General features: G+C 59.6%; 14 protein-coding genes. 8 read left to right on the plus strand and 6 right to left on the minus strand.

Going from position 1 to position 16,015, the window contains the following annotated elements; genetic code table 11:
* Positions 1–16: 16 nt before the first annotated feature.
* Together aroQ and AC1ROR_RS03765 are read right to left on the minus strand one after the other, a co-directional pair.
* Positions 17–454, minus strand: a complete 438-nt coding sequence (aroQ, locus tag AC1ROR_RS03760) for a type II 3-dehydroquinate dehydratase (RefSeq protein WP_035217571.1) — start codon at positions 452–454, stop codon at positions 17–19.
* Positions 455–579: 125 nt separating this feature from the next.
* Entirely contained in the window at positions 580–1,347 is a 768-nt protein-coding gene (locus AC1ROR_RS03765; protein WP_003521455.1) for a DsbA family protein, read from the minus strand.
* A gap of 173 nt (positions 1,348–1,520) precedes the next feature.
* On the opposite strand from AC1ROR_RS03765, the gene AC1ROR_RS03770 reads away from it, so the two are divergent.
* On the plus strand, positions 1,521–2,678 hold the full coding sequence (locus tag AC1ROR_RS03770; RefSeq protein WP_035218860.1) for a pyridoxal phosphate-dependent aminotransferase: 1,158 nt from the start codon (positions 1,521–1,523) through the stop codon (positions 2,676–2,678).
* A 29-nt stretch (positions 2,679–2,707) separates the two neighbouring features.
* On the opposite strand, the gene AC1ROR_RS03775 is transcribed toward AC1ROR_RS03770, so the two are convergent.
* Complete coding sequence (locus tag AC1ROR_RS03775; RefSeq protein ID WP_498588623.1) at positions 2,708–3,391, minus strand: ArsR/SmtB family transcription factor; 684 nt, start codon at positions 3,389–3,391, stop codon at positions 2,708–2,710.
* Positions 3,392–3,465: 74 nt separating this feature from the next.
* On the opposite strand from AC1ROR_RS03775, the gene AC1ROR_RS03780 reads away from it, so the two are divergent.
* From AC1ROR_RS03780 to AC1ROR_RS03790, 3 genes are all read left to right on the plus strand, one after another.
* On the plus strand, positions 3,466–3,792 hold the full coding sequence (locus AC1ROR_RS03780) for an NIPSNAP family protein (RefSeq protein WP_498588624.1): 327 nt from the start codon (positions 3,466–3,468) through the stop codon (positions 3,790–3,792).
* Positions 3,789–4,148 (plus strand): antibiotic biosynthesis monooxygenase family protein, encoded by a 360-nt coding sequence (locus AC1ROR_RS03785; RefSeq protein ID WP_279655303.1) that lies wholly within the window; start codon positions 3,789–3,791, stop codon positions 4,146–4,148. Before AC1ROR_RS03780 ends, AC1ROR_RS03785 begins: the two co-directional genes overlap by 4 nt.
* Before the next feature lie 131 nt (positions 4,149–4,279).
* On the plus strand, positions 4,280–4,984 hold the full coding sequence (locus AC1ROR_RS03790; RefSeq protein ID WP_498588625.1) for an SDR family oxidoreductase: 705 nt from the start codon (positions 4,280–4,282) through the stop codon (positions 4,982–4,984).
* 184 nt (positions 4,985–5,168) lie between these two features.
* Here the strand turns inward: AC1ROR_RS03790 and AC1ROR_RS03795 are convergent, their stop codons facing one another.
* Positions 5,169–8,093, minus strand: a complete 2,925-nt coding sequence (locus AC1ROR_RS03795; RefSeq protein ID WP_498588626.1) for an Rne/Rng family ribonuclease — start codon at positions 8,091–8,093, stop codon at positions 5,169–5,171.
* A 645-nt stretch (positions 8,094–8,738) separates the two neighbouring features.
* On the opposite strand from AC1ROR_RS03795, the gene AC1ROR_RS03800 reads away from it, so the two are divergent.
* The 4 genes from AC1ROR_RS03800 (at position 8,739) to AC1ROR_RS03815 (ending at position 14,560) form a co-directional block, all read left to right on the plus strand.
* Complete coding sequence (locus AC1ROR_RS03800) at positions 8,739–10,001, plus strand: N-acetylmuramoyl-L-alanine amidase (protein WP_498589166.1); 1,263 nt, start codon at positions 8,739–8,741, stop codon at positions 9,999–10,001.
* 327 nt (positions 10,002–10,328) lie between these two features.
* Positions 10,329–12,776 carry a penicillin-binding protein 1A gene (locus AC1ROR_RS03805; protein WP_498588627.1) on the plus strand — a complete coding sequence of 816 codons (2,448 nt, stop codon included), beginning with the start codon at positions 10,329–10,331 and terminating at the stop codon, positions 12,774–12,776.
* A gap of 98 nt (positions 12,777–12,874) precedes the next feature.
* Positions 12,875–14,006 (plus strand): peptide chain release factor 2 gene (gene prfB / locus AC1ROR_RS03810; protein WP_162180471.1). Its coding sequence is split into 2 segments (ribosomal slippage): positions 12,875–12,943 and positions 12,945–14,006, totalling 1,131 coding nucleotides; the frame shifts between segments, so codons are not numbered across the junction.
* Between the two features lie 74 nt (positions 14,007–14,080).
* Positions 14,081–14,560: a hydrolase gene (locus tag AC1ROR_RS03815; RefSeq protein ID WP_498588628.1), complete on the plus strand. Its 480-nt coding sequence runs from the start codon at positions 14,081–14,083 to the stop codon at positions 14,558–14,560.
* Positions 14,561–14,563: 3 nt separating this feature from the next.
* On the opposite strand, the gene AC1ROR_RS03820 is transcribed toward AC1ROR_RS03815, so the two are convergent.
* Both AC1ROR_RS03820 and AC1ROR_RS03825 read right to left on the minus strand, forming a co-directional pair.
* Positions 14,564–15,064: a hypothetical protein gene (locus AC1ROR_RS03820; RefSeq protein WP_080834241.1), complete on the minus strand. Its 501-nt coding sequence runs from the start codon at positions 15,062–15,064 to the stop codon at positions 14,564–14,566.
* 21 nt (positions 15,065–15,085) lie between these two features.
* The gene (locus tag AC1ROR_RS03825; RefSeq protein WP_035217554.1) at positions 15,086–15,859 is read right to left on the minus strand and encodes an NAD kinase; all 774 of its coding nucleotides are present in this window, start codon (positions 15,857–15,859) and stop codon (positions 15,086–15,088) included.
* Positions 15,860–16,015: the final 156 nt, after the last annotated feature.

Genomic DNA, 16,015 nt, shown 5'->3' on the forward strand with positions numbered 1-16,015 from the left:
TATTCTTTGTTTCTTTTTATGCCGTGATGTTCTTCAGCGCGTGAAGCGCCATGATGTATCCATATGGTCCGAAACCGCAGACCATGCCCTTCGCCGCCGGTGATACCATCGATTTGTGACGGAACTCCTCGCGGGCGTGGATGTTGGAAATGTGCACTTCCACGACCGGCGTGGAAATCGCGCGAATGGCGTCGTGCAGGGCGATGGACGTGTGGCTGTAGGCGCCGGGATTGATGACGACGCCCACCGCCCGTTCACCCGCCTCATGCAACCAGTCCACGAGCACACCTTCGTGGTTGGACTGGCGGAATTCCACTGCGAAACCGAGATCGGCACCGGCTTGAAGGCAATCATTCTCGATGTCCTTCAGCGTCTTGCCACCATAGATACCCGGTTCCCTTTTTCCCAGCATGTTGAGATTGGGGCCGTTGATGACGATGATGATGTTGCTCATTCAAGTTTCCATAAGAAAATCAGCGACAGCTATAGACTGCGCAGCCGCCAAGGAAAAGCCCCCGCAAGCCGGAAAGCGCCGGCTTGCCCGGCATCTCACAGGGAATGCAGTGGCTTTTTTGGAAATCAGGAGCAGGTGGCTTTGCCACAGCTGCGCATATTGGCGATTTTTTCCTTCAGCGGGTCCGCGCCGACGGCGCCGAAAACCGCCTCGTCGCCGACAATATAGGAGGGGGTGCCGGTGATGCCGAGGCTGGTTGCCAGCTTGTAAGTCTCCTGCACCTGCTCGTCATTGGGGTTCTCCGCCATTGATTTGCGGATATCGGCTTCCTTGAGGCCGAGCGAGGTCGCGACTTCCATGGCGCTGTCCTCATTCGCGCGTCCGCGGCCGCCGAGCAGGGTGCGCTGGAATTCGGGGTACTTGGCCGGTGCAAGCAGCTTCACGGCATTGGAAACGCGGTGAGCGGCAACCGATTCCGGTCCGAGGATCGGGAATTCCTTGAGGACGACGCGCACCTTCTTGTCGCTCTTGAGGATATTGTCCATGTCGCCCATGGCGCGTTTGCAATAACCGCAATTGTAATCGAAGAACTCGACCAGCGTGACGTCGCCATCCGGGTTGCCGAGCGCCAGATCGAATTTCGATTCGAAGATGGCCTTCTTGTTGTCGGCGACGGCTTCCGCCGCCTTGGCGTTGCGCGCCGCATATTGCTTGCGCTCAAGCGCATCCTGAACCTCGAGCATGATTTCCGGGTTCTCGATCAGATATTGCTTGATGAACTCGCCCATTTCCTTCTTCTGCTGCTCGTCGAGCGCATGGGCGGGCAGGGAGGCGAATACCGTCGAAAGGGCCGTCACGCTGGCGAGAAGGGTGGAACGGAGAAAATGCGCCATATCGGTCCTCATTCTGTTCGGCCGAAGCCTCTTGAAATCTTATGAAGGCAATTACCTTACTTTAAGCCAAATGCCATACGGCAAAAATACTTGTCCGCATTATGATCTCATGATTGTGAAGATTGTGATTCTGCGGCAAGTCTCTGAAATACGGTTCAGGAAAGAGCATGCCCTTGATTACGATGTCGAAGCGGAGCGCAGTCGAACCCTTTCACGCCATGGATATCCTGGCGGAAGCGAACAGGCGCAGGCAGGCGGGCCGCCCCGTCATTTCCATGGCGGTCGGCCAGCCCTCGCATCCCGCGCCGAAAGCCTCGCTTGCGGCGGCTGAGGCCGCGCTGAAACACGGGCGCATCGGTTACACAGATGCGCTGGGTCTGCGCGAGCTGCGCGAGGCGATTGCCGGCCATTACCGGCTGCGCCACCAGGTTGCCATCGATCCGGCCCGCATCGCCGTGACCACGGGCTCATCTGCCGCCTTTAATCTCGCTTTCCTCAGCCTTTTCGATGCGGGCGACCATGTTGCCATCGCAAGGCCCGGCTATCCGGCCTATCGCAATATTCTGAAGGCGCTCGGCCTCAATGTCGTGGAAGTGCCGGTCACCGCCGAAACCGGTTATACGCTGACGCCGGCAAGTCTCGAACGGGCGGAAACGAAAGCCGGCTGCAAGCTGAAGGGCGTGCTTCTGGCAAGCCCGGCCAATCCGACCGGCACGGTTACCGGCCGCGAGGCGCTGAAGCGGCTGGCAAGCTATTGCGAAAGCCGCGACATGGCTTTCATTTCCGATGAGATCTACCACGGCCTTACCTTTGTCGGCGAAGAGACAAGCGCGCTCGAAATCACCGACAATGCCGTGATCATCAATTCCTTCTCGAAATATTATTGCATGACCGGCTGGCGCATCGGCTGGATGGTCCTGCCCGAAAATCTGGTCAGGCCGGTCGAGTGCCTGGCGCAGAGCCTTTATATTTCACCGCCCGAGCTGTCACAGCTGGCGGCGACGGCGGCCTTCTCGGCTGCGGAGGAACTGGATGTTTACCGGGAAAGCTATCGCACCAACCGCGATTTCCTGATGGCGCGCCTGCCGGAGATCGGCCTGCCGCTTGCATCCCCGATGGATGGCGCTTTTTACGCCTATGTTGATACCAGCCGTTTTTCCAATGACAGCATGGATTTCGCCAAGCGCATGCTGGCGGAAATCGATGTGGCAGCGACGCCCGGCATGGATTTCGATCCCGAGGAAGGCCACAGGGCGCTGCGCATTTCCTATGCGGGTTCCGTGTCGGATATAGCCGAGGCTGTGGGACGTATCGCCGGCTGGCTGAAATAAGCCGCCGGCTCTCCTGTTCACATAAAAGATCAGGCGGGTGCGCAGCTGAAAGTGCTGTTAAACGCCTTTTCGCCCTTGGCAGTGAAGGTCAGCACACGGCCGTTTCCGCGCCGCAGCCAGTCGCGCTGCTGCATCGCCTCAAGCAGCGATGCGCCAAGCCCGCCGCCGAGATGATGGCGGCGTTCGCTCCAGTCCAGGCAATGCAGGCAGATCGGGCGTCGGGCTTTTTCGAGCGGCGAAAGGTCGATCCCGAAGCTTGAGAAGAAATCACGCCCGCTCTCCGTCAGTGCGGGATCGTCGCCTGACGTCACGAGCCCTTTTGCGGTGATGGCGGCAAGCAGCGCCACGCCGCTCTCCCCGGCCAGATGATCGTAGCAGATGCGCGCTTCCCGCAGCGCCTTGTCCTTCGGTCCCGTGCGGACGCGGACCGCGCCCGTGCGCTGGGCAAGACCCATAAGCGCTTCCAGAACATGCGCCACATCCTCGTCGGAAAGGCGGAAATAGCGGTGACGCCCCTGTTTTTCCGCTTTCAGGAGCTGCGCCTCGGAGAGCTTCGATAGATGCCCGCTGGCGGTCTGCAGGGTCACGCCAGCGGCTTCGGCAAGCTCGCTTGCGGTCAGCGCACGTCCGTCCATCAGCGCGGTCAGGATGTTGGCGCGGGCAGGGTCGCCGATCAGCGCGGCGACATTGGCGATCAGGGGGCCGTCTTTCATGCTTCGATGGTAGCCGAAGCATTGATGCAAGGCAATGGCGTAAAAGAAAGAGGTAAACCACGAGGAGACAAATGATGCTGACCTGTTTCATCCGCTACGAGATCGATCCTTTCAAGGTCGACGCCTTCGAACGATATGCCCGCACATGGGGTGAGGCGATACCGCGCTGCGGGGCCGATCTGATCGGTTATTATGCGCCGAAGGAGGGATCGAGCACGATTGCCTACGGTGTCTACAACATCGAAAATCTCGCCGCCTACGAAGCCTACAGGGCACGGCTCGCCGTCGATCCCGCCGGGCGGGACAACTACGAATTCGCCCGCCGTGAGCAGTTCATCCGCCGCGAGGACCGGCTTTTTCTGCGTCTCGCCTCCGCTCCGCATGCCGGAGGCGGACAATGATCGCCGTTATCTTCGAGGTCTGGCCGGCTGAAGGTGAGAAGCAGCATTATCTCGATATCGCGGCAGGCCTGCGTGCTGAACTGGAAACCATCGACGGTTTCCTGTCCGTCGAGCGATTTCAAAGCATCGGCAATCCGGACAAGATGCTGTCTCTGTCCTTTTTCCGGGATGAAGAGGCGGTGAGGGCATGGCGCAACACCCTGCCGCATCGCGCCGCACAGTCGCTGGGCCGGTCCGGTGTTTTTTCCGATTACCGGCTGCGTATCGCGCAGGTGATCCGCGACTATGGCCTGGAGGAACGGGAGGAAGCGCCAGTCGACAGCCGGAAAGCCCATCCGGCAGAGGGAACAGCTTAGGCTGATGTATCCAGCATCAGTTTTTCTGCATGCCGCTGCAAGGCTTTCTGGTTCGAACTCGCCTTTGAAACCCGTTATAGATGGGCCAATGTGGTGTGCGACACCCTTAGGATTGGACAAGGAGAAAAGCGATGTCGGCAGAAAAAGTAGCGATTGTAACGGCAGGCGGCAGCGGCATGGGGGCTGCCGTGGCGAAACGTCTGGCCGCGGATGGCTACAAACTCGCAATCCTGTCGTCATCGGGCAAGGGAGAAGCGCTGGCGCAGGAGCTTGGCGGCATCGGTGTCACCGGCTCCAACCAGTCCAATGACGATCTCCAGCGGCTCACGGATCTGACGCTCGAAAAATTCGGCCGCATCGATGTGCTGGTCAACAGTGCCGGCCATGGCCCGCGCGCCTCCATCCTCGATATCACCGACGAGCAATGGCATACGGGTCTTGACGTCTATCTGATGAACGTCATCCGCCCGACGCGGATCGTCGCCCCCGTCATGGTGAAGCAGAAGGCGGGCGCGATCGTCAACATCTCTACCGCCTGGGCTTTCGAGCCGAGCAGCATGTTCCCGACCTCGGCCGTGTTCCGCGCCGGCCTTGCCTCCTACACGAAGATTTTCGCCGATACCTATGCGGCCGATAATGTGCGCATGAACAATGTGCTACCCGGCTGGATCGACAGCCTGCCGGCAACGGAGGAACGCCGCGGGAGCGTGCCGATGCAGCGTTACGGCAAGAGCGAGGAAATTGCCGCCACCGTGGCATTCCTTGCATCAGAAGGTGCAGGTTACATTACCGGCCAGAACATCCGCGTCGATGGCGGCCTGACGCGGTCCGTTTGACGGGCGGGCATCCTCAAACCCTCATTCCTGTGACAGGTACAAGGATGAGGAAAGGAGAGCGACTACAAAAAAGGCCCCTCAACCGACGCAACTAGAGGCCCAAGCATAAAAAACGCTCGTTATTGCACCACCAAAAGCAAAACGCCCGCAACATTGTTGCGGGCGTTTTTTAATCCAGTTTCTATCAGAAGAAACCCTTGCGCTGCCACCAGCCGCCCTTGCGCGGCTTCGGCTCGTCACCATCGGGATTTGCCGTCGTACCGGAAGAGGTCACAACCGGCTCCGAACTGGAAACGTTGCTACCCCGGTTCGCACGGACTTTTTCTTCCGTTGCGGATGCTTCCGGTTGAGAAGCCAGATCGGCCGAGGCTGCACCGACTTCCTCGATAGCGACATCAACGACGGTCGCTTCGACGATTGCTGGCTCAACGACCACCGGTTCGACCGTTTCAACGGCTTCTGCCTTCGGTGCCTCTTCCGTTTCCGTCTTGGCCTTCGCCTTGCGGGTACGGCGCGGCTTTTTCGGCGCTTCTTCTTCAACGACGTCAGCGACAACGCCTTCCACCACGTCGGCAGCGACCGGCTCTTCGGTGACCGGAGTTACGGCGGAGGCCTCTTCGCCTTCACCTTCCGTCTCGCCTTCATCGCCAGCTTCGGTGCCTGCGGCATCGAGAGCCTCGTCTTCGGCGCGGTTGCGGCGGCCGCCGCGCTTGCCGCGACGACGGCGCTTGCGCTTGCCGTCCTCATCGGATGTTGCAGCTTCGCTTACGCCGTTTTCATCGGCTTCCGCTCCGGCCTCATCGGTTTCGACGCTATCGTCGTCGTCCGAATCGTCGCCTTCGTTTCCGGCTTCGGCATCAAGCGCACCGTTCTGTTCGTTTTGTCCGCCCTTGCCACGACGGCGGCGGCGACGCTTGCGCTTGCGCTTGCCGTCCTCGCCATTGTCGCTCTGCTGCGGTTGCTGGCGCGGCTCGGCGCTCTGGGCCTTGACGATTTCTTCCTCGTCTTCGTCCTCTTCCACCTCGGCGACGAAATCGTCTTCCTCTTCCACGAAGTTCGGAAGCATCTGGATGAGGCTTTCGATCTTCACCGGATTTTCAACGGCTTCACCGCGATCAATGGCGAAATGCTGCGCGCCGACGCTCGAATCGGCGGCGATGATGATCGACACGCCGAAGCGGCCTTCATAATCGACGATCGTGCCGCGCTTGTGGTTGAGCAGGTAAAGTGCCGTTTCCGGTGTGGTGCGAACGGTGATGTTATGCGTCGTGTTACGCAGCAGATATTCCTCGATACCGCGCAGGACATGCAGCGCGATAGAGGATTCCGAACGCACATGGCCCGTGCCGCCGCAATGCTGGCAGACCTGGGTGGTCGATTCCAGCACCGAAGCGCGGATGCGCTGGCGCGACATTTCCAGAAGGCCGAAATGCGAGATGCGGCCGACCTGGATGCGGGCGCGATCGTTCTTCAGGCAATCCTTGAGCTTCTTCTCGACGGCGCGGTTGTTGCGCTTTTCTTCCATGTCGATGAAGTCGATGACGACAAGACCGGCAAGGTCGCGCAGGCGCAATTGCCGCGCCACTTCTTCCGCCGCCTCGAGGTTGGTCGTCAGCGCGGTTTCCTCGATGGAATGCTCGCGGGTCGAACGGCCGGAGTTGACGTCGATGGAAACCAGAGCTTCCGTCTGGTTAATGATGAGGTAACCACCGGACTTCAACGTGACCTGCGGCTGCAGCATCCGGTCGAGCTGGGCTTCGATGCCGGAGCGCGAGAAGATCGGGTGAATGTCGCGGTAAGGCTGAACCACCTTGGCATGGCTCGGCATCAGCATCTTCATGAAGTCTTTGGCTTCACGATAGCCTTCTTCGCCGGAAACGATGATCTCGCCGATATCCTTGTTGTAGAGATCGCGGATCGAGCGCTTGATCAGCGAGCCTTCCTCGTAAACGAGGCAGGGTGCCGTGGAATTCAGCGTCAGCGTGCGGACATTTTCCCACAGGCGCATCAGATATTCGAAGTCGCGCTTGATTTCGACGCGGGTGCGGTTGGCGCCTGCGGTACGCAGAATGACGCCCATGCCCTGCGGAACCTCCAGATCGCGCGCGATTTCCTTCAGGCGCTTGCGGTCGGTCGGCTGGGTAATCTTGCGGGAAATGCCACCGCCACGCGCCGTATTCGGCATCAGCACGGAATAACGGCCGGCAAGCGACAGGTAGGTGGTGAGTGCCGCACCCTTGTTGCCGCGCTCTTCCTTGGCCACCTGCACCAGAAGAATCTGGCGGCGCTTGATGACTTCCTGAATGCGGTACTGCTTGCGCGGCTTGCGGGCGACGCGATCGGGAACCTCTTCCATGGCGTCTTCGGCGCCGACGGATTCGATCACTTCCTTTTCGTGATGATCGTCGTCATCGTCGTCATCATCATCGTCATTGCCGCGGCGAAGGCCATCGACTTCTTCGGAAATCGTATCGGTATCGACCATTGCGGCCATCTCGCCGCCGGTGCTGCCGTCTTCTTCGGCTGAGGCTTCAGCGGCTTCGGCTGCTGCTTCTTCCGCAGTCTTCTTCTTGGCGCGGGGGCGGCGGGTGCGCTTCTTCGGCTTTTCTTCCTCGGCAGGCGCTTCTTCTGCTACGGCCTCGACGGCTGCCTCTTCCGAAACCTCTTCCGCGACGGCTGTGGTTTCTTCCGTAACAACGGTTTCAATGGTTTCGCTCGCGGAAACGATACCAACGTCCGGCTGGTCCACCTGCGAAAGGTCGATCATCGGTGCTGCTGGTTCAGGGGCGTCAGCGGATTCGAAGTCGTCGCTGCGACGATGATCCTCGGCTTCCGCTTTCAGGAGGGCCTGACGGTCGGCAAGCGGAATCTGGTAGTAGTCCGGATGGATTTCCGCAAAAGCGAGAAAGCCGTGGCGGTTTCCACCGTAATCGACGAAGGCCGCCTGAAGCGAGGGTTCAACCCGCGTTACCTTGGCAAGGTAGATATTGCCGCGGATCTGCTTTTTGTGCTCCGATTCGAAATCGAATTCTTCGATCCGGTTCCCACGGACAACGACTACGCGTGTCTCCTCTTCGTGGGAGGCGTCGATAAGCATTTTGTCTGCCATGTAAGCTGTGCTCCTCGGCGCAGCCTTGTTTTATACGAGAACAGGCCCGCCACACGGACGAGCCTTTCATATGAGTGCAAGGATGTGCCGGAAATGAAGTCTCCGGCCGGGCCTCTGTAAACTGGCAGCATCCGGACCGACGGCGAGGCGCTTGGCCTGCTCCTGGTATCCGGTTCATGTGAAAACTGCTGCGACATCATTGGCCAGGCGGAACGACAATAATATATAGACCCCTTGGGATCCGATGAATTTGCTCTCCTCAGAGCGGCGGTGGCATTGCCACCGGGTAGGTCTCCGGCCACGGCCGGAATTGATCCAGTTTCAGGATAAATGTAACGACGGCAGATGATTGCCCGATTTGCAGCGCCAGCGTCTTTTTCGATTGGCAGCCGGCGGGCATCTATCCCGTCAACACTTTTAACCCTCGTCCTTGTTGTATGTTTTCTCTGTCATAATAGCAATAGGCTGGCTAAATATGCCATATTATTGGTGGAATTTCCGGGTTAATAATTGGTTCACCAAGGCCTGCGATTGTGGGGCGCAAACGCGCAAACAAACGTCCGGCGTGGTCGAAATCGTGCCGTTCCCGGTGCTTTTCCGCCCTATTTATCGAAAATGACTGAAATACGGAATTTCTTGAAGACCATGAATTTCACGCGCAGCGCAGCGATATTCGGTGGGGCAGGGCCGCTTGGTGCGCGAATCGCACGGATTGCGGGCGCCTTTTCGTTTCTTGTCGCCGCTTATGTTTCCGCGGTTCCGGCAGCGGCCCTGGCCGCCGAACCGCTTGTCGTCCATCAGGCCCGCATCATCGGCGATGAAGCGCGTACCCGCATCGTTCTCGATTTTGCCGAAGAGCCGGAATTCGACGTTCACTATCTCGATTCGCCCGCCCGCATCGTCGTGGATTTTCCGGCGGTGAATTTCGCTTTTCCCGCATCCGACCTCAAGCCGACGGGCCTGTTCTCGGACATACGCTTCGGCAGCATGGGGCAAAACAGCGCCCGCATCGTACTGACGGCGAAAAAACCGGTTCAGGTGGCGGTTGCCGAAACCAAAAAGGGCGATGATGGCGCGTCGTTTCGTTTCGTTCTCGATACGGAGATCACCACCAAGGGCAAATTCGCCGAGCTGGTGAAGGAGCAGCAATGGCAGGTGCCGGCGCCTGTCACCACCGCCGCAATCACCCCCGGCGACAAGACATCGCGTCAGGCGGAATTCGTCATTGCGGTCGATGCCGGCCATGGCGGCATCGATGCCGGTGCGACGGGCGGCGCGACCGGCACGGAAGAAAAGGTCATCACGCTGACCTTTGCGAAGGAGCTTGCGGAACGGCTGAACCGGGAGCCGGGCATCAGGGCCTTCCTGACCCGCGAATCCGACACGTTTCTTGCGCTGTCCGAACGGGTGACGATTGCCCGGCAGAATAATGCCAACCTGTTCATTTCAGTCCACGCCGACACCCTGAAGCAGAAGGGCATCCGGGGCGCCACCGTCTACACATTGTCCGATCGGGCATCGGACAGGCAGGCGCAGGAACTGGCGGAGCGCGAAAACAAGTCCGACCAGATCGCCGGTGTGGCCGCCTCCACCGAACCGCCTGAGGTCGCCGATATCCTTCTCGATTTCACCCGTCGTGAAACCCAGGCCTTTTCGGTAACGCTTGCTGAAAACATCGTGTCCTCTTTCGAAGGGCAGATCGGCCTGATTAATAATCCGCATCGTTACGCCGGTTTCATGGTGCTGCGTGCCCATGACGTGCCCTCGGTGCTGCTTGAACTCGGTTTTCTCTCCAATGCGGAAGACGAAAAGCTGCTTCTCGACGGCGAATGGCGCGGGAAGGTCGCCGACAGGCTGGCAACGGCGGTCGGACGGTACAGAGCCAAGGCCATGGCGAACGGTGGATGAAGCGCCACCCGGCGATGCAACGCTACTGTTGCCGCCGTGCCGCTTGCAGCCGAAAAGCTGTTCAATTCTTGGGCCTTGCGGACGATTAAGGACGCAAAGCCCTATTTTACTCACATTCGCCGCGTTACTCGGGAAGCGGATTCGGTGGCAATCCGCAAGGCGGCAGGTGTGCGATTGCGGCGGTTGGTCCGGTAACATATCGGAGAATGCTGCCCTATCCGGCTTGTCATCGAAGGTATGGTGTGCAAAACGGCACGCGATATGCAAGGATGCGCCCGTAAATCGTCGGGCGTTGATGGTTACGATTCGAATTATCGGTAGCTTGGTATGATCAGACTGATTGGATATTTTTTCGGCTTGGCCAGCGTGCTCTTCCTGTGCGCCGCCGCCGCCGGTGCAATTTATTTGCACGGCGTGACGAAAGACCTGCCGGATTACGCAGTTCTGAGCACGTATGAGCCGCCGGTAACGACCCGCGTGCATGCCGGCAACGGTGCGCTGATGGCGGAGTATGCCCATGAAAAGCGCCTGTTCCTGCCGATCCAGGCCATACCTGACCGGGTGAAGGCGGCCTTCCTTTCGGCGGAAGACAAGAATTTCTACAACCATCCGGGTGTCGACGTCTTCGGTCTCGGCCGCGCCATTCTCGTCAATATCCAGAATCTCGGCTCCGGCCGCCGTCCGGTCGGCGCCTCCACCATCACCCAGCAGGTGGCGAAGAACTTCCTTCTGACCAACGACCAGACCATCGACCGCAAGCTCAAGGAAGCCATTCTCTCCTTCCGCATCGAGCAGACCTATTCCAAGGACAAGATCCTCGAGCTTTATCTCAACGAGATTTTCTTCGGCCTGAATTCCTACGGCATTGCCGGTGCGGCGCTCACCTATTTCAATAAATCGGTGACGGAACTGACGATTGCCGAGACGGCCTATCTCGCATCGCTGCCGAAGGGTCCGGCCAACTATCACCCGATCCGTCGCGAAAAGGCGGCTCTCGAGCGCCGCGACTGGGTGATCGACCGCATGGCCGAAAACGGCTACATCACGGTCGCCGACGCCACGGATGCCAAAAAACAGCCGCTTGGCGTCAATCTGCGTCGCGGTGGCGCGCATATTTTCGCGTCCGATTATTTCGCCGAAGAAGTTCGCCGCCAGATTGTCGAGAAATACGGCGAGGAAGCGCTTCTTGAAGGTGGGCTCTCGGTCCGCACCTCTTTCGATCCGCAGATTCAGATGGAGGCGCGCAAGGCGCTTCAGGACGGTCTGGTGCAATATGACGAGCGTCGCGGTTTCCGCGGACCCATCGAAAAGATCGAAACGACCGGCGACTGGACGGCGGCGCTCGCCAAGGTCAAGGGCCTGCGTGATGTTCCCGAATGGAAAGTCGCAGTCGTGCTCGCCGTTGCTGCCGATGGCGTCGATATCGGCGTGCAGCCGGACACGGAAACGGAAGATGGCGACAAGCGCACTCGCGGCCATATCTCCGCTGAAAACATGCGCTGGGCCTATCGTGATGCGACCGGCAAAAAGGCAACTGCCAAGTCGCCGGTGGGTGTCGTTGCGGCAGGCGATGTGATCTATGCGCAGCCGCTTTCCAATTCCGGCAATGAATATCGTTTGCGCCAGCCGCCGAAAGTGCAGGGCGGCATGGTGGTGATGGATCCGCATACCGGCCGTGTTCTGGCCATGGTCGGCGGCTTCTCATATGCGCAGTCGGAATTCAACCGCTCCACGCAGGCGATGCGCCAGCCGGGCTCCTCCTTCAAGCCTTTCATCTACGCGGCAGCGCTGGACAATGGTTATACCCCGGCATCGGTCATTCTCGACGCGCCGATCGAAGTGGTTTCCGGCGGTCAGGTCTGGAAGCCGCAGAATTACGGCGGGGGTTCCGCCGGTCCTTCGACCCTGCGTCTCGGTATTGAAAAATCCCGTAACCTTATGACCGTGCGTCTCGCACAGGACATGGGCATGAATCTGGTGGCGGAATATGCCGAACGCTTCGGCATCTATGACAAGATGCCGCCGCTTCTGGCCATGTCGCTCGGTTCGGGTGAAACGACAGTCATGCGTATGGTCTCGGCCTATTCGGTCATTGCCAATGGCGGCAAGCAGATCAAGCCGACGCTGATCGACCGTATTCAGGACCGTTACGGCAAGACGATCTTCCGTCACGAAGAGCGTGCCTGCGAAGGCTGCAATGCCACCAGCTGGCAGAACCAGGACGAGCCCGTAATCGTCGATAATCGCGAACAGGTTCTCGACCCGATGACCGCCTACCAGACGACGTCCATGCTGGAGGGTGTCGTGCAGCGCGGTACGGCGGCTGGCAAGATCAAGGTCGATCTGCCGGTTGCCGGCAAGACGGGCACCACCAACGATGAAAAGGACGCCTGGTTCGTCGGTTATACGCCGGACATGGTCGCCGGCCTTTATATCGGTTTCGATTCGCCCGCGCCTCTCGGTCGCGGCGGCACGGGTGGCTCGCTGTCCGCGCCGATCTTCGGCGAGTTCATCTCCGATGCGGCCAAGCACATGGAGCCGAGCAAGTTCATCGTACCGAGCGGCATGAACTTCGTCGCCGTCAATCGCAAGACCGGCATGGCGGCAGTTGAAGGCGAACCGGACACCATCATGGAAGCCTTCAAGCCCGGCACCGGCCCGGCCGACAGCTTCTCGGTGATCGGCGCGGAAAACTACATGTCGCAGGAAGATATTCTGAAGACCTCGCCGCAGGCGCAGCAGGCCATTACCGGCGGCGGCGGCGGTCTTTATTGACCCCAGTTCAGGGATCATCGGGGGGCGCGGGTCTTTACATCCGCGCCCCCCGCATTTATTTGAGCAACGAGTTTCAATGAAGGCGAAGAACCAGCGAAATGCGCAATGAAATCGTGAACGTAGTCGACGAAATCAAGCAGGCCATAAGCCTGCTGAGGAGGCATCTTTGACTGGGACCAGGCGATAAGACGACTGGACTGGTTGAATAACAAGGCAGAGGACCCGACCCTCTGGAACGATGCCACCGAGGCCCAGAAGCTGATGCGCGAGCGCCAGCAGCTGGATGACAGCATCAGCGGCGTGAAGGCGCTTGAGCAGCAGCTCAAGGACAATATCGAGCTGATCGAACTCGGCGAGATGGAAGGCGACGACGAGATCGTCAAGGACGCCGAAGATGCGCTTAAGGCGCTGAAGAACGAGGCGAACCGCCGTCAGGTGGAAGCCATGCTCTCGGGCGAGGCGGACAGCAACGACACCTATCTCGAAGTGCACTCCGGCGCCGGCGGCACGGAAAGCCAGGACTGGGCGAACATGCTGCTGCGCATGTATACCCGCTGGGCGGACCGCGAAGGCTTCAAGGTCGAGGTGCTCGAAGTTCACGATGGCGAAGAAGCCGGCATCAAATCCGCGACGATCCTCGTCAAGGGCCACAATGCCTTTGGCTGGCTGAAGACGGAATCGGGCGTGCATCGTCTTGTTCGCATTTCGCCCTATGACAGCAATGCGCGTCGCCACACGTCGTTCTCCTCCGTCTGGGTCTACCCGGTGGTTGACGATTCGATCCAGATCGACGTCAACGAAAGCGATTGCCGTATCGATACCTATCGTTCGTCCGGCGCGGGCGGCCAGCACGTCAACACCACCGATTCGGCCGTGCGCATTACGCATATTCCGACCGGTATCGCGGTTGCCTGCCAGCAGGAGCGCTCGCAGCACAAGAACCGCGCCAAGGCGTGGGACATGCTGCGCGCCCGCCTTTACGAGGTGGAGTTGCAGAAGCGGGAAGAGGCAGCCAATGCACAGGCCGCTTCCAAAACCGATATCGGCTGGGGCCACCAGATCCGTTCCTACGTTCTGCAGCCTTACCAGCTGGTCAAGGACCTGCGCACCGGCGTGGAAAGCACCGCACCCGGCAACGTGCTGGACGGTGACCTGAACGAGTTCATGGAAGCCGCTCTCGCCCACCGCATCAGCGGCGGCGCGGATGTGGAAGTGGCGGATATCGACTGACGCGTCAAAGCGTTGATTGAAATGATCACCCCCTCGCAAACCCATTGCGAGGGGTTTTTCGTTGGAGGAGATGCATGAAACAGGCGCTTTATATCGTCGACGTCCAGCCAAGCTTCAATCCGCCGGCTTCGCTGGTGGCGGACATAACCGCGCTCGCCGCCACCATGCCAAGCGTCGCCAGCGTCGAGCGCCATGATGAGAGCGTGACACCTTTCGAGCGGCAACTGGGCTGGAAGCCGGGCAGGGATGACTGCTCGCTGGTTCAGGCGGATCGGATATTCATCAAGCACGGTTATGCGCCGCCAAGGGAAGCGATCGACCATCTCCTGTCCCTGAAGGTCGAGAGGGTGCTGGTCTGCGGTATTCAGGCAGATACCTGCGTGCTGGCGGCCGGGTTCGCGTTTTTCGACGCGGGACTTCACCCCACGCTTCTGCCGTGGCTGACGGTTGGTTCAAGCCTCGACCGCAGCGGCGAACTCGGCGCCAGATTATGGAAACATCATTTCGGCGCAGTTCTTTCCGGGCCGCATGAGCTTAAACCGGACGTGCTCTAGCCGTCAGTTCGAGGCTTTCTCGATCTTCATCTCGCCAAGCTCATCGATCAGGATCGTCCAGCTTTCCGCTTCCTTGGCCATCGGGTCGGTTTTCAGATAAACGGTCACGAACAGGCCGGGTGAGGCGGATGCGCCGTTCGAGCTTTCCGGACGAATATCCGTGACGTAGGATTTCATCTGGTTGAACTCTTCCAGCTCGACATTTTCGAGGAGATTGGGTCCGTCGGCGGTAAAGACGATGCGCTGCAGGTAGATCTTCGCGGTACCATCCCCCTGACGAATTGCAACCACCTTGTAATAACCGCGTGTCGGCGCTGCTGGCGGCGGCCGCAGCTGGCCGTCAGAGCCTTTCACCGGCTCCAGATTCTGCTCTTCCCACATGCCGCTGCTGACGACGAAGATCGCCGAGACCGGCAAGGCGTCGATCGCCTCCGTCTGCGCCCGTGCGGAAAGCACGGCTGTGGCGAGAAAGAGAGTGGCAAGGATCGGTGTTTTCAGATGCATGGCTATCGTCGGTCGTTGGCGTCAATTGTTGAATTGTTCGGCGAGAACCCGGTCGGACCATGAACGGTCCGGATCCGAGAGAATTCTGGCCGTCCTGTCCTGCGATTGCGCAATCCGCACATGGCGCACGGATTTCACCTCCGTATGGTCGGCCACGGCGTTCACCGGGCGCTTGTCACGCTCCAGAACATGAATGTCGACCGTCACCTTGTTCGGCAATAGAGCGCCGCGCCAGCGCCTTGGCCGGAACGCGCTGACGGGGGTAAGCGCCAGAAGCGGTGATTCGAGCGGCAGGATCGGCCCATGGGCGGAGAAATTATAGGCTGTCGACCCCGCAGGCGTCGCCACCATCATGCCGTCGCAGATCAACTCTTCCAGCCGAACCTTGCCATCCACCTCGACACGAAGCTTGGCGGCCTGATGTGACTGCCGGAAGAGGCTCACTTCATTCATGGCGAGTGCCGTAAATTCGTCGCCATCGGAATCCGTCGTCGTCATGCGCAGCGGATGAAAATCATTGCCCGTCGCCACCGCGATGCGCTCGCGCAGGCCTTCCACGCGGTAGTCATTCATCAAAAACCCGACCGATCCCCGGTTCATGCCGTAGACGCGTCTGCCGGAATTCATCGTCTCGTTGAGGATTTGCAGCATGAAGCCGTCGCCGCCCAGCGCCACAATCACCTCCGCTTCCTCGAAAGGCGCGTTGCCGTAAGCCGTTTTCAGCTCCTCCATCGCCATCTGTGCCTCCTCGGAGGCGGATGCAACGAAGGATAGTGAATAGGTAGAATGCGACATCCGCTTCCCTCGACAACGACGCAAACCGCAACCGGCTTGTGACAGATGCTGTAACCTGTTGAAGTGGCTCGTAATCTCTAAACCGGCAGGAGTACGGTCGCTTGCAAGCCACAAGACCCGTCCTTGGTACATGAAGACGGCGGCTGGCCACAAGGC

This window comes from Agrobacterium sp. GW821-FHT14E08 (genome assembly GCF_058803865.1).